This window comes from Nocardia carnea NBRC 14403, assembly GCF_000308515.1.
Taxonomy (GTDB): Bacteria; Actinomycetota; Actinomycetes; order Mycobacteriales; family Mycobacteriaceae; genus Nocardia; species Nocardia carnea.
Genome location: NZ_BAFV01000125.1, coordinates 1 through 12,656 on the forward strand (window position 1 = coordinate 1; position 12,656 = coordinate 12,656).

The following is a 12,656-nucleotide window of genomic DNA, read 5'->3' on the forward strand; positions in this document are numbered from 1 at the left end:
AGCCGCAAGCAGATCGGCGCCCCTTTGACAGGCCACACCGGTGCCGTGCGCACGGTGGTGTTCGGCGCCGAGAGCAGCAAGCTCGTCACCAGCGGCGACGACGGAACGGTGCGGCTGTGGGACGTAGCCGGCCACAAACAGGATGGCGCCCTCACCGGCCACCCCGGCGCTATACGGGCGATGGCGTTCCACCATGACCACCGCACCCTGGTCACCGGTGGCGAAGACGGAACGGTGCGGCTGTGGGACGTCAAAGACCGCACGCAGATCGGTGCCCCGCTGACAGGCCACACCGGTGCCGTGCGCGCGGTGGCGTTCGACCGCGACAGCCACACCCTCGCCACCGGAAGTACCGACGGAACGGTGCGGTTGTGGGATGCGGCCAGCCGGGGAATCCCGAACCCACTCATCGGCCTCACCGACGGCGGCAAGGGCGTCCGTGCGATGGCGTTCAGCTCTGATGGCAGTATCGGCACGGGCGAAGACATCCCCAGCGAAGACGCCCCCAGCGAAGGCGACAACGGCGAAGTGCAACGGTGGAATACGGAGAGCAGCACTCCGATCCCGCTCACACGCAACACCTCGGTCACCGTCGACTCTTACCGCGGCGTGCGTGCCGTTGCGTTCAACAATGACGGCAGCATGCTGGCAATCGGCGACCACCACACCGCGTGGTTGTGGAACATAACGGACCAGCAGCAGAGCGGCGACCCGCTCACCGACTACGAGGACGACTACGACTACTACGACTACTACGACGACCACCCTGTGAATTCGGTAGCGTTCAGCCCCGACGGCAGCAAGCTCGCCACCGGCGGCGACAATGATCAGCAGGTGCGGCTTTGGGACGTCGCCGACCACGAACTGATCACCACGTTCACCGGCCATAAGGGGCAAATACACTCCGCGGCGTTCAACCATGACGGCAGCATGCTCGCCACCGGCAGCGACGACGGCACGGTACGACTGTGGGACGTCGCCAGCCGGAACCCGGACTCGATCCGTGTACTACCCGTCCCGGGGGTAGGGTCGGCGCGGTTGCGTTCAGCACCGACGGAAGCATGCTCGCCACCGGCAGCAAAGACGGCGTGGCACGATTGTGGGACACAGCCGACCTCACACAAATCGGCGACCCGCTCACCGGCCACAACGGCCCCGTACGGGTAGTGGCATTCAGCGGCGACAGCAGCATTCTCGCGACCGGCAGTGAGGATCACACCGCGCGGCTGTGGGCTGTGGGTAGCCAACAGCAGATCGGCGACCCGCTCACCGGCCACAACGGCCCCGTGCTTGCGGTAGCGTTCATTCGGGACGGCAGCATGCTCACCGGTGGCGGCGACGGCACGGTACGGCGGTGGGATACCGGTTTTCTGGCCGACCCCCTCCACTTCCTGTGTACCTGGGCTGATGGGAACTTCACGCCGGATGCCTGGAACCACTACATCACCGGCGCGGAGTACCAGCAGCCATGTCGCTGATATAGCGCAGGCTGTCGCACTACTCGCACAGGGCACGCAGACCGGGACCTGATGAGAGTTATTCGCCGCAGTGACAGACTCGGCCCGGTAGCTGCCGGTGGGTGAGCACACCCGGAACCTCGGACTCCGAGTCCGAGCTTCGCAAGTAAGCGGATGTCTCATGTCGGAGGCAGTAGTCGCCGTATGAGCGGATCGGCTGTCGTGCATGATGTTCGGTCGTGACCTGAGATTTGGCCACGACTTCTTTTCGTAGTTCCAGAGTGTCTCATCTCGAATATCTGCGTGTCGGCCGGAAGTCTCGTGTATCTCTTTCCTCCGCTGGGATTCGATTGGGAAGAGGAGTGCGCGTGTTCTTGTCGTTTGTGGATCCTGTGTTGGCGCGCGGCCGTCTGCCGGATTGCGTGGTCGACGCGGACGAGGTCATCCGGCTGCTCGAGTTGCGCGCGATCCCGGCGGGGACGCCATGGCGTCTCCGACCGCACCACCAGCCTCCTCCGCGCCGCTATGGAACGACTGCTCAGCGGGAAACCCCAGCGCACGGACGGGCGGCTCATCAAAGACAACCTTTGGAAGGAGACTGGAGTCAGCCGCGCGACCATGAACCGGGCAACCCACATCATCGCCGAGTGGGATGCCCAAGTCGCAGCTTGCGACGGTTTCACGCCACGCGAAACGCGCAAAAACGACGAGATCTCCACCCTCCGCACCGAACTTGCCACCAAAACCCGCGAATGCACACGGCTTCAGCAGCAACTCGACGCCGCCATCACCGCCATCACCGCCATCGCCGCTCTTCACCACGACAACACGCTGCTCCGCCAAGAACTCCACCGCACCGGCGACCTCATCGCACTCGACAACCACCGCACGGCTTCACCGATCCCTTCGCCATGATGACTCAATGGAAAAACTCTTGGTGCTGGTCAACGGGCTTCCTGGCTCGGGCAAGTCGACGTTGGGTCGCTCGCTGGCCCGAACGCTGAACGCCCAATTCCTGTCGAAGGACGTCGTCAAGGAAGCCCTGGCGGCCTGCCTTGACGACGCGACAAACCTCCACGCACTCGGCGGAATCGCGATGGACACAGTCTGGGCCCTAGCAAACGCAACCCCGGGCACCGTCGTCATCGATTCGTGGTGGTTCAAGCCACGCGACCTACACTTCGCCCGAAGCGGTATCCAGAACACCGGAGCCTCGCACGCCGTCGAGATCTGGTGCGATGTCCCCACCGACATAGCCAAGGCCCGCTACGCAGCCAGAAACCGTCCAGCCATCTACCACGACGAGCAACGACTCGCCGACGACTGGGACACCTGGGCCGAGAATGCCGCACCACTCGGACTCACAGCCACCCTGGTCGTCGACACCACCAGCCCGGTCGAATGCCGCGATCTCGCCGACCAACTCCAGATCACAGCCAATCCGATCCGCCACGAACACCCGCTGGCCAACCCTCAGTAACGCGCCCTCCGCGCTGTCTCATGAGACATGCGGAATCTGGAGAACACGAGTTCTGAGACCCTACACTGTTGAAGTCCGGCGGTCACGCCGCCGTGAATTCGCCGCCTACGATGCCCGCGATGAATGCCGACCATTCGTCGTTGGTGAACCGCAATGATTTCTGCGCAGCGCTCACTGTGACTCCGAAGGCGCTGCTTATGACAACCGGCAACTCCGGATCGCTGGTCGTGCCCGGTGTCACCGCGCTCGCGAGAAACGCCTCCCACCGTGAGATGGGAACTTCGATTACCGGCTGCCGGGCCGGATCATTGCCGGGGTTTCGCCGGTATTTGCTGTCCCGGATGAACACCGTTTTCCCGGCGAATCGAACCTCGACGCACGTATGCTCCGAACCCGAAAACGAGGACTTGTACCACGACGAACGCATGCCGTGAGCCTAGTCCAGGGTCGTGCAAGCCGATCGTTGCAGATCGCGGGAGTGCGGGCCGTCACGCCATACTCTGTTCGATCTGCTGGATGAGCTCGATCGAGGCTTCCCGGTCGAGTGCGGAAGCGCTGGCTCTCGCATACTGGTACTTCAACTGCTCGATCAGGCGGATGTCGTCGATGAGTTCGGCGTAAACGGCGGATTCGAGCCAGGCGACCGTCGGCAGTCGCGTGCTGTCGAAATCCAGAAGGTGCACTGTCGCTGCATTGACCGCCGCGCTGCCTTGGGCGGTGAACGGGATGACCCGCAGGTCGATGGTGTCCGGGTAGCGCTCGACCATATCGGCGACGTGCCGTAACTGGGCACGCTGTATCTCGGGCCCGCCCACCTGTTGCATCAACGCGGCCTGACCTACGACGACGGTCAGGCGCAACGGGTCATTTCCGGTGAGGCGTTCCTGCCGCTGAAGCCGTGCCCGGACCCGTTGCTCCGACTCCGCCGGTTTCGTCGCGACGGGAGAAGTGGTCAGCGCACGGATGTAGTCCGCCGTTTGGAGTAAGCCGGGGATAACGCTGCCTTCATAGCTGTCGATTGAGGAAGCGCCGTGTTCGAGTCCGTAGTAGCGAAGCGTGTCCTCGCCGTACAGTGCCGAATATTGATTCCACCACCCTCGATCCTTCGCCGTTGCCCGCAAGGCAAGCAGTTCGGCTCGTTCGTCTGCTCCCACCTCGAGAAGATCCAGTCGTGCGGACAATTTGGCCTCGGTCATGACGCCTTTGAAATTGACGACCTGCGACCAGTAGGTAGCGCCGATGCCGAGGGTCTTCTGGATCACGCCGGAGGTCACGCCGAGTTCTTTCGCGCGCTGTCGGATTCGGAGCATGAGCTCCCACACGGCAACGGTCGGGGAGGGCGGTGCCATGAAACTCCCAAGGCTGTCGATACGGATGTCGGCAGGTACTCGGAGGAGCATACCGGACTGCACTGAGACCTTGAGTACTGAATTTCAGTACTGTAACTTCACTGACGGGCTTGGGTCGAGCTCAGATCAGTCGTCACGCACTCAAATTGGATCGAGGAAGCGATGTCGGTGCAGGTTGTCAACGGGGTTCGGGTGGTCAGCGATCGGTGTGCGCATCAGGCGCGCTCCGTAGGGCAGGGCGGTTGGGTGGTGTCGTTCCTACCCGGCAGGACCCTCGACTTCACGCAAGCCGTGGCCGCTCTGCGATTCGCTGAGTTCGTCTGTAGGGCCGGTGAGTTCGCCAGTGCGCTCGGGTTGACCACCCGGGAGGCCGTGCATTTGGCGCTGACCGAACCACCGTCTGCGTTCCGGGCTTGCGGTAACGAGGGGCGGGCCCGATGAATCGGATGTCTGAGCCTTTTTCGACCGCGCGGAAGGTGCCGGTGGCGCTGCGGCACACGGTCATCGACGACTGCGAGGTCGTCTGGTGCCGGTCGATGCAGACGATCCGGGTTCTGCAGTTGCGCACAGCTTCTGCCGTCCTCTTGGCGGCGACCGGCCCGGGCACTGCTCCTGACCTCGCGGATACGCGGGAACGATTTCCGCACCTCGAATCGCTGTGGGATGCGGTGCGCCACCAGTTCTGGACTCGCGCGATCGGTGAAGAGGCCGCCGGATGACGTGTATCCGCTACCCCGAGCCGGAATCCATCGACGAGATCACCGCCCGGTACCTGCTGTCCATGCCGACCACCTTGCTGCCGATGCTCTACGGGTTCCGCTACGACGGTGTCGGTATCGACGCCGAATGCGCCGCCGTCGACCTCGCCGGAGACCGCCGCGACCACGAACCCAACCCGGTGCATGTGCGTGCCGCGCAAATCCGTACCGCCCTCGGCTCCGGGATGTTCGGGTTCGGGCTGGTGTTCGCGGTCTTCGCTGATCAGCTCGCCGATCGTCCGGAGAACCGGCACATCCCTGAGCTGGTCCGCGCCGCGGCCGATCAGTTACCCGGGATCGACGACCTTGTTGTCGCCGTCGTCATCGATGCGCGCGGCCGGCAGTGGTGGGCTGTGGCCGGACGTCACCTTCCCGAACTCGACCCGGTTCGGATACGCGTCGCGGCATCTCCGCCCGAGCAGTGGCGGATCCCGAAATCGTTCGATGCCTCCCTGTGGACTGCCGCCCTTGCTCTCGACGCCACCAACCACCCCCGTCTGCTCCGCCTATCCCTTACGTAACACGCTGGTGGTGTCAGTCGCCGGTGCGCGTATATCGTGCCCGACTTTCGCGAAGCTCACTGTGGCGAGTGCGGCGAGGTGGTCTTCGGGCATGTTCCGCACCTCGACCTGTACGACGATCGAGCGTTTGCCGTCGTGCACGATGGTGGACACTGTGCGTGCGGTGCCGGTTGTGACGGCGCGGAAATAGCGCACACTCAGGTCCGAGGTCACCACGCCGCCGGCGGGCAGGCTTTCCAGTGCCAGAGTGCCCGCGGCGATATCGACCGGGGTGGCGATGAGGCCGCCCTGGAGGCCGCCCGAAGTGTTGACGACGTGCGGGGCTACCGGTAATTCCCAGGTCTCCGCGCCTTTTTCGTCCGGTTCCTTCCGGAAGCCGATGTGGTCGAGTAGCTCGCCGATCGGTTGAGTGGAGGTCATAGTTTTCCTGTCGAGTTGCGCGGGGACGCACGATCGGCTCCGGGTGCGTGGGTCGAGATGCCGGGATCGCAGCGCGATGTGGCGTCAGCTGGAGGTGTTCAGCGGGGTGGTCCGATGGTGGCGTCGATACCGCGGTCGGTGAGCAGCTTTCGCAGGGCGGCGATATCGACCTTGCCGGTGGTGCCGCGTGGGATATCGGCATCGGAATCGAGCAGCAGCCAGGTGGTCGGCACCTTGAACGAACTCAGGATCTTCTTGGTCGCGGCGCGCAGCCCATCGATACTGGGGCAGCCCGTGACGATCACGGCTGCGGCCACTCGGTCACCGTCGCCACGGTCGATATCGGTGACGAAGGCACTGCTGACGTTCGCCAGCGAGCGGAGTGCCTTCTCGACTTCGCCGGGATAGACGGTGGCGCCGTTGACCTTGAACATATCGTCGCGGCGCCCGTGATAGAAGAGGAAACCCGCCTCGTCGAGCCGTCCGAGATCGCCGGTGGGGTAGTAGCCGTCGGCGGTGAACAGATCCTCGCGGGCGCGTCCGCAGATACCGCGCAGAATATGCGGTCCGCGCAGCTGGATCTCGCCGATCGTCCCGGCGGGCACCGAGTCACCTGCGCTATCGGTGATGCGCACCTCCATCCCGTCGAACGGCCGGCCGCAGCTGCCGTGCGCGGACTCCGGCATATCGGTGTCGGCGGGATAGCCGCAGTAGGGGCCGAAGGATTCGGTCATCCCGAACAGGTTCGCGCGGGCGCCTGGCCGCGACCGCTGTGCCGGTGGTAGCAATGCCTCGAGGCTGCCGGGGTGCAGTGCGGACAGATCGGTGCCGAGGGTTTCTACCCGGCGGGCGAGAGCCTCGGCTTGGTCGGGCCAGCCACGGAACAATGTGACCCGTTCGTGTTCGAGCAGCTCCAGGGTCGTTTCCGGCCGCGGAATCTCCTCGGTGACCAGGGTGGCGCCTGCGGCGAGCGCGGAGAGGAAACCGCCACCGAAACCGCCGACCCAGAAGAACGGCATCGGCAGGTAGAGCCGGGTTTCGGCGTCGATACAGCGGGCATCGAGCCCTGAGCGCACGGCGGCCAGCGCGTTGCCGTGTGAATGGATCACGCCTTTGGGCAGGCCACGGCTGCCGGAGGTGAACATGATGAGCATGGGGTCGGCGGGGCGGACGGTGGCAGCCAGCGCTTCGGCGACCGCGGTCGCGGCGGGTGTTGCGATGAGCGGTGTGCCGGTCGGTGCCCGGGCGGGCTGTGTGTCGGGTGTGAGACCGGGATCGGTGCCGGTGGATGGGCCGGCGAGTCGGGCGGCTTCAGGTACTGCTACGAGTGCGGTGGCCGCCTCGACGCTGAATATCCGCCGCAGCGCGGGCAATCCGGGTTCGTGGATCGGTGCCGTGTCGATCGAGCCGCCGAGTTCGGAGCGCAAACCGTCGAGATAGCGGTGACCGCGGAACTCCTCGGTGGTGATCAGTACCGCTACGCCGGCAACCCGCAGCTGGGCGATCAGCTCCGGCGGTTTCAGCAACGTGCTCATCGGGACCAGGACCGCGCCGATCCGGGTGAGTGCGAGCGCGATCCGCACCCAGCCGACGCTGTTGGGTGCTATGAGACCTACCCGGGTTCCCTTGGTGATTCCGGCCTCCACGAATGCGGCGGCGAGGCGGCGAGTGGTGGTGTCGAGGTCGGCGTAGGTCGTGCGGGTATGCGGGTCGATCACCGCCGGATGGTCTCCGCGCTCGGCGGCCTGACGGCGTAACAGCGTGTCGATTGTGTCGGTCGCCTCGGTGGGTTCAGGCATGGAAGATCTCTCCGAGTCGCTGGATATCCACTTTGCCGCCCGCGAGCAGGGGGACGTCGGCGGGCCGGAGGGCCGCGAATCGCCGGGGGACCTTGTAGGCCGACAGCTCCTGCCGGAGTCGTTCGCGCAGCGCGGTTTCGTCGACAGTCGCGTCGTCGGGAGTCACGAGTACGGCCGCTACGATCTGTCCACGGTCGGGATCGGGCAGGCCGAGTACATGCGCTGTCGCGCCGGTGATTTTCGTGATGGCCATTTCGACCTCGGCGGGGGAGACGTTCGCGCCTGCAGTTTTGATCATGGCACCGCGCCGGCCGAGGAAGTAGAAGAAACCTTCGTCATCCACCCGCACCAGATCGCCGGTGTGGAACCAGCCGTCGGCGTCGAACGATTGTTCCCGGCTGCGCCCGTAATAGCCCTGCATCACATACGGTCCGCGGATGTACAGTTCACCGGCCTCGCCGATCGCGGCGTCGGCGCCGGTGTCCGGATCCACGATCCGGGTGTCGAAGCCGGGTGCGGATTTGCCGAACGAACCGCGGCGGTGCTCGGGCTGATCGGAGTCGTCGCCGCTGAGCAGTACCACGCTGCCCGCCTCGGTCATACCGAGCATATTGTGCCGCAGTTCCGGGTCGGCCGGACGCGCGTCGGCGGGCATGATCGCGTACAGGTTGCCGCGGCGCATCGAGCACAGATCCCGTCCGGCGAAACTCGGATGCCGGGCGAGATGGGCGACGCCCCCGGCGAAACCATTCGTCACAGTGGGCTTTTCGGCCTCCAAGAGGTCCAGCGTGGCGCTCGCGTCGGTGGCGTTGGAACAGATGAGCCTCGAACCGGCCAGCAAGCTCGCCAGCAACGCGTAACCGAAGCCGCCGATCCAGAAGAACGGGGAATTGCAGAACAGCCGATCGCCGGGGGTGAGGTGGCGGATCTCGTTGAGGTTGCGCTGATGTCCGAGCAGGCCGCCGTGGGTGTGCACGACACCCTTCGGTGCGCTGGTCGAACCGGAGGTGTGGATGATCGCCAACGGATCGGCGGCGTCGACATCGCGCTCCACTGCCGCGAGGAGCTTTTCGTCGACGGTATCGGCGAGAGGGTCGAGTTCGCCGATATCGCGGATACGCCGTCCGGAGAGACCGATCCGGCCGTCGTGCGGTCCGGGAACGTCCGGAAGCGCCGGGCGAGTTGCCGCCGGCCCCTGGGTGCGCGGGTTTGCGGGGGCATAGTCGATCGCGATATGCCGGAGTTGTGGGGCGGCCGGGCACAGCAGACGATCTCCGGCGCGAGCCGCATCCGAATCGAATGCGCCGGGCAGCAACTCGGACAATCGCGCAACGTAATCGTGCGTGCGGTAACCGGCCGTGGCCAGCAGGATCCGGATATCGCTGCCCACCAACTGCGCACCCAGCTCCCGCGAGGTCGAGAAGGTGGAAAATGGCACCACGACGGCACCGATCCGGGCCGCGGCGAAGGCTCCGACCACGAAATCCGCGCCATTGGGGTACAGCAACCCGATATGCGTGCCCTTGCCCGCACCGAGGGCTATGAGTGCGCGGGCGAGGCGGGCGGAACGCGACTCCGCGTCGGCGTAGCTGATCCGTTCCTGATCGCAGACCAGCAAAAGGTGCTCGCTACGCTCGCGTGCTTGCCGGCGGAGCACCCGGGCGAGGAGGTTGTCGTCAGCCGGCATGGGGCTCGTCTCCGGTGGGATTGCGGGGTTCGCCGAACTCGGGTCCGGCAGTTTCGTCGTTGCCAGGGTGTGTCTGTGCGTTCGGTGTGGCTGCGACTTCCGCGAAGTGGCGCTGTACCGCGCGGAGGTCGGGTTTGCCCGAGGGGGTGCGGGGAATCGTGTGGACCACGGCCAATTCCGTCGGAATCTCGTAGCGCGCCAGCCGTGTCCGCAGGTAGCCGGTCAACTCGCCGGCCGAGGTGGTCGCCTGCTCGCGTAGTTCCACAAGCGCCACCGGTGTCTCGCCGAGTCGCGGGTCCGACCGGCCGACCACCGCGGCGCCGCGCACCGCCGGATGACTTTCCAGGGCGCTGCGCACATCGTCGGGCATGATCTTGAAGCCGCCGCGGATGATGGCCTGGTCCGCCCGGCCCAGGATCCACAGGAACCCGTCTGCGTCTATCCGGGCCAGATCGGTGGTGCGGATCCAGTCGGCGCCAGGCCCCAGCTGGCCGGGGATCACCTCGAGAATTCCCGGTTCGCCGGGGCCGAGGACCGCGCCGTGCTCGTCGACCACCCGCAGCCGGGCGCCGCCGCTGGCCCGGCCCACACTGCCCCGTTTCGCCGTCCAGTACCGCTCGTGGTCGGTCAGGGTCCAGCCGGCCACGCCGCCGCCGAATTCGGTGGCGGCGTAGGAGGTCAGAACGGGGATACCGAATTTCTCGGCGAAGGCGTCGGCGTCATCGGCCGACAGTGGTGCCGTTCCGGAGGTGACGACGCGGATTCCGGCGAGATCTTCGCGCCGCAGCTCCGAATGCAGCACCATCCGCAGCGCCGCCGGGACCAGCGAGACCGCACCCGGCCGGTGCGCGCGTACGGCCCGCACCCAGGGTTTCAGCTCGAACCGGGGCAGCAGCACGAACGGCCGGGCCTCGGTAACGCATTGCAGCACCCGGAACACGCCGCCGATATGCACCAGCGGCGCATTGACGATGGCGACCCCCCGACGGGGCTGCGCCGGTGCCGCTGCCGGTTCGGTGCCCATCACGCTGCGGGACAGCATGTCGTAGGTGATGTCCACCCGCTTCGGTGGTCCGGTGGTGCCGCTGGTCAGCATGCGGACGGCCACGCCCGGCCGCGCCGCTTCGGTGTTCTTCGTGGTGGCCGTGGCGCGGATCTCGGGTAGCGCATCCGGATCCGGGATCGAGACAACCGTGGTCTCCGTGCCCGGTGCCACCAGTGAGTCGAGGTCGCCGGGTGCGCCGAGGAGGACCGGCAGCCGTAAGGCGGCGATATCGTCGCGGGTCCGGTCGTCTCCCCGCGATGGGTTGATCACCACCACGGTCCCGCCGGATTGCAGTACCGCCATCAGTGCGGCCACGTGTTCGGGACGGTTCCGCAGCAGGATTCCGACCGACAGCGGCCCCGCGTCCGGCTCGAGGAGCGACCCGATGCGCTGCGCGAGCCCGCCGATACGTCCCCACGAGTACCAGTGCTCGTCGAATTCCAGGGCGGGTGAATCCGGTTGCAAGGCCAGCACATGGGCTATCCGGCGGCTCAGCGGATGGATGTGGACTGCGGTCCCGGTCATCAGCGGGTCCTCGGTTCGGTCGCGGCAGGCGCCCCGGCGGCCAGTTCGGATTGGCCGATCGGATTGCCCAAGCGGGTGTAGATGAGCCCGTGGTCGAGCGCTGCCCGGTAGGGCTTGTCGAGTGACTCCCAGATCGCCTTGACGGTGCCCTGGGTGGCGGCGGGCGGTTTGGCGGCGATGGTCGCGGCGATCTCGTGGGCGCGGGCCCACAACTGCTCCCGGACGACGACCTCCGACACCAGGCCGATCCGCAGCGCGGTCCGGGCGCACACCCGTTCGTCATTGCCCATCAACGCCATCCGCAATGTCTCCCCGAGCCCGATCCGGCGCATGAGCCCGACCGGTTCCAGCGCCGAGACCAGGCCCGCGGAAACATGCGAGTCGAAGAAAGTCGCCTCGTCCGAACAGATCACGACATCGGATTCGTTGACGAAGTAGAACGCCCCCGCCGTGCACATCCCCTGCACCGCGCACACCACCGGCTTCCACATCTTCTGCCATTTGGGGCTGAGCAACTCACCGGGATCTTCGTGATGCCAGACACTGGCCGGCTGCCCGTAGGCGGTTTTGATATCGAGTCCGGCGCTGAAGGCCCGGTCGCCGGCCGCGCGGAGGACGACTGCGTTCACCGAGTCGTCGAGTTTGATCGTGTGCCAGGCACGTTCGACTTCCTCGCACATCGTCCGGTCGAAGGCGTTCAACCGTTCCGGCCGATTCAGAGTGAGCGTCGCGACCCGGTCCGCCGGATCGACCTCGAGCAGAATCGTCTCGAATCCGCCGCTCATCGGCATTGCCAATCCGGTGTGCGCTTCTCGATGAACGCTTTCGGCCCCTCGAGCGCGTCCTCGGTGCGGGTGACCCGCTCACGGAACGATTCGGCCAGCATCTCGGCCTCGTGCAGCGGGATGTTCAGCCCTTTGAGGATCGCCAGCCGTGTGCCGCGGACCGCCAGCGGCGCATTGGAGTTGACGATCCCCGCAATTTCGTGGGCGCGTTCGAGTAGCCGATCGTGTTCGACGACCTCGGTGATCATTCCGAGTTCGTAGGCGCGCTGGGCGCTGATCCGCTCGTGTTTGCCCATCAGCGCCATCCGCAGCGCGACCGTGCGTGGCAGCACGCGGGCGAGGCGAACCACCTCGCGACCGGCGACCAGGCCGATACTGACGTGCGGATCGAAGAAGCTCGCCCGGTCCGAGGCGATGACGATATCGCCCGTGGTCACCCAATCCAGCCCGGCACCGCAGCACACCCCGTTGACCGCGGTGAGTACCGGTTTGGTCATGGTCCGGAACGGGGGCGTGCCCTCCTGGGGGGCCTCCCACTGGTCATAGGTGGACAGATACGGCCGTTCGTTGATCACCTTGCCGTCACCGGGGATGGCCTTGACGTCGGCGCCGGTGCAGAACGCGCGGCCGGCGCCGGTCACGATGAGCAGCCACACCTTGTCGTCGTTTTCGGCCTCGGCGTAGGCGGCGCGCAGCTCGGTGATCATTTGCGGGCTGAGCGCATTGAGGGCGTCGGGCCGATTCAGCGTGATGGTGGCCGTATGTCCGTCGACTGTGTAGTCGATGGTGTCGAACGGCATGGTTCCCTCCTGGGCGGGCGGGGGAGAGCG

15 protein-coding genes are annotated in these 12,656 nt (G+C 66.0%); 7 read left to right on the forward strand and 8 right to left on the reverse strand.

What is annotated here, in order from left to right; genetic code table 11:
* The 4 genes from ON22_RS32810 to ON22_RS32825 all read left to right on the forward strand — a co-directional run.
* Positions 1–1,167: WD40 repeat domain-containing protein (locus tag ON22_RS32810; RefSeq protein ID WP_218000712.1), on the forward strand; the 1,167-nt coding region annotated here is incomplete at its 5' end.
* Positions 1,062–1,478 carry a WD40 repeat domain-containing protein gene (locus ON22_RS32815; protein WP_081596014.1) on the forward strand — a complete coding sequence of 139 codons (417 nt, stop codon included), beginning with the start codon at positions 1,062–1,064 and terminating at the stop codon, positions 1,476–1,478. The genes ON22_RS32810 and ON22_RS32815, both read left to right, overlap by 106 nt.
* 504 nt (positions 1,479–1,982) lie before the next feature.
* Complete coding sequence (locus ON22_RS32820) at positions 1,983–2,372, forward strand: hypothetical protein (protein ID WP_063820698.1); 390 nt, start codon at positions 1,983–1,985, stop codon at positions 2,370–2,372.
* Between the two features lie 7 nt (positions 2,373–2,379).
* Complete coding sequence (locus tag ON22_RS32825; protein WP_051158388.1) at positions 2,380–2,937, forward strand: P-loop nucleotide/nucleoside kinase family protein; 558 nt, start codon at positions 2,380–2,382, stop codon at positions 2,935–2,937.
* 82 nt (positions 2,938–3,019) lie between these two features.
* Here the strand turns inward: ON22_RS32825 and ON22_RS32830 are convergent, their stop codons facing one another.
* Together ON22_RS32830 and ON22_RS32835 are read right to left on the reverse strand one after the other, a co-directional pair.
* Positions 3,020–3,364: a DUF397 domain-containing protein gene (locus tag ON22_RS32830; RefSeq protein WP_033241914.1), complete on the reverse strand. Its 345-nt coding sequence runs from the start codon at positions 3,362–3,364 to the stop codon at positions 3,020–3,022.
* Between the two features lie 61 nt (positions 3,365–3,425).
* On the reverse strand, positions 3,426–4,286 hold the full coding sequence (locus ON22_RS32835) for a DUF5753 domain-containing protein (RefSeq protein ID WP_033241915.1): 861 nt from the start codon (positions 4,284–4,286) through the stop codon (positions 3,426–3,428).
* A 162-nt stretch (positions 4,287–4,448) separates the two neighbouring features.
* Between ON22_RS32835 and ON22_RS32840 the strand changes: the two genes are divergently transcribed.
* The 3 genes from ON22_RS32840 to ON22_RS32850 are packed head-to-tail and all read left to right on the forward strand — an operon-like array spanning position 4,449 to position 5,565.
* Positions 4,449–4,727: a hypothetical protein gene (locus ON22_RS32840; protein WP_051158389.1), complete on the forward strand. Its 279-nt coding sequence runs from the start codon at positions 4,449–4,451 to the stop codon at positions 4,725–4,727.
* 5 nt (positions 4,728–4,732) lie between these two features.
* Complete coding sequence (locus ON22_RS32845) at positions 4,733–5,005, forward strand: hypothetical protein (protein WP_156052205.1); 273 nt, start codon at positions 4,733–4,735, stop codon at positions 5,003–5,005.
* A complete protein-coding gene (locus tag ON22_RS32850; protein ID WP_033241917.1) occupies positions 5,002–5,565 on the forward strand; it encodes a hypothetical protein in 564 nt (187 codons plus the stop codon). Before ON22_RS32845 ends, ON22_RS32850 begins: the two co-directional genes overlap by 4 nt.
* Here ON22_RS32850 and ON22_RS32855 read toward each other — a convergent pair.
* The 6 genes from ON22_RS32855 to ON22_RS32880 form a co-directional block, all read right to left on the reverse strand.
* Positions 5,551–5,985 carry a PaaI family thioesterase gene (locus ON22_RS32855; RefSeq protein WP_051158390.1) on the reverse strand — a complete coding sequence of 145 codons (435 nt, stop codon included), beginning with the start codon at positions 5,983–5,985 and terminating at the stop codon, positions 5,551–5,553. The two genes, ON22_RS32850 and ON22_RS32855, sit on opposite strands and share 15 nt — an antisense overlap.
* 98 nt (positions 5,986–6,083) lie before the next feature.
* Positions 6,084–7,784: a class I adenylate-forming enzyme family protein gene (locus ON22_RS32860; RefSeq protein ID WP_033241918.1), complete on the reverse strand. Its 1,701-nt coding sequence runs from the start codon at positions 7,782–7,784 to the stop codon at positions 6,084–6,086.
* Positions 7,777–9,471 (reverse strand): class I adenylate-forming enzyme family protein, encoded by a 1,695-nt coding sequence (locus ON22_RS32865; RefSeq protein WP_033241919.1) that lies wholly within the window; start codon positions 9,469–9,471, stop codon positions 7,777–7,779. Before ON22_RS32865 ends, ON22_RS32860 begins: the two co-directional genes overlap by 8 nt.
* A complete protein-coding gene (locus ON22_RS32870; protein WP_081596015.1) occupies positions 9,461–11,041 on the reverse strand; it encodes a class I adenylate-forming enzyme family protein in 1,581 nt (526 codons plus the stop codon). Before ON22_RS32870 ends, ON22_RS32865 begins: the two co-directional genes overlap by 11 nt.
* Positions 11,041–11,832: an enoyl-CoA hydratase/isomerase family protein gene (locus tag ON22_RS32875; protein WP_033241920.1), complete on the reverse strand. Its 792-nt coding sequence runs from the start codon at positions 11,830–11,832 to the stop codon at positions 11,041–11,043. Before ON22_RS32875 ends, ON22_RS32870 begins: the two co-directional genes overlap by 1 nt.
* Positions 11,823–12,626: an enoyl-CoA hydratase/isomerase family protein gene (locus ON22_RS32880; RefSeq protein ID WP_033241921.1), complete on the reverse strand. Its 804-nt coding sequence runs from the start codon at positions 12,624–12,626 to the stop codon at positions 11,823–11,825. The genes ON22_RS32875 and ON22_RS32880 overlap by 10 nt, the downstream gene beginning before the upstream one ends.
* Positions 12,627–12,656 lie beyond the last annotated feature (30 nt).

Coding starts and splice junctions, on each gene's coding strand:
- ON22_RS32840 (WP_051158389.1), top strand. CDS start 4,449: ATGTCGGTGCAGGTTGTCAACGGGGTTCGGGTGGTCAGCGATCGGTGT.
- ON22_RS32825 (WP_051158388.1), top strand. CDS start 2,380: ATGGAAAAACTCTTGGTGCTGGTCAACGGGCTTCCTGGCTCGGGCAAG.
- ON22_RS32870 (WP_081596015.1), bottom strand. CDS start 11,041: ATGACCGGGACCGCAGTCCACATCCATCCGCTGAGCCGCCGGATAGCC.
- ON22_RS32880 (WP_033241921.1), bottom strand. CDS start 12,626: ATGCCGTTCGACACCATCGACTACACAGTCGACGGACATACGGCCACC.
- ON22_RS32835 (WP_033241915.1), bottom strand. CDS start 4,286: ATGGCACCGCCCTCCCCGACCGTTGCCGTGTGGGAGCTCATGCTCCGA.
- ON22_RS32875 (WP_033241920.1), bottom strand. CDS start 11,832: ATGCCGATGAGCGGCGGATTCGAGACGATTCTGCTCGAGGTCGATCCG.
- ON22_RS32850 (WP_033241917.1), top strand. CDS start 5,002: ATGACGTGTATCCGCTACCCCGAGCCGGAATCCATCGACGAGATCACC.
- ON22_RS32855 (WP_051158390.1), bottom strand. CDS start 5,985: ATGACCTCCACTCAACCGATCGGCGAGCTACTCGACCACATCGGCTTC.
- ON22_RS32820 (WP_063820698.1), top strand. CDS start 1,983: ATGGAACGACTGCTCAGCGGGAAACCCCAGCGCACGGACGGGCGGCTC.
- ON22_RS32830 (WP_033241914.1), bottom strand. CDS start 3,364: ATGCGTTCGTCGTGGTACAAGTCCTCGTTTTCGGGTTCGGAGCATACG.
- ON22_RS32815 (WP_081596014.1), top strand. CDS start 1,062: ATGCTCGCCACCGGCAGCAAAGACGGCGTGGCACGATTGTGGGACACA.
- ON22_RS32860 (WP_033241918.1), bottom strand. CDS start 7,784: ATGCCTGAACCCACCGAGGCGACCGACACAATCGACACGCTGTTACGC.
- ON22_RS32845 (WP_156052205.1), top strand. CDS start 4,733: ATGTCTGAGCCTTTTTCGACCGCGCGGAAGGTGCCGGTGGCGCTGCGG.
- ON22_RS32865 (WP_033241919.1), bottom strand. CDS start 9,471: ATGCCGGCTGACGACAACCTCCTCGCCCGGGTGCTCCGCCGGCAAGCA.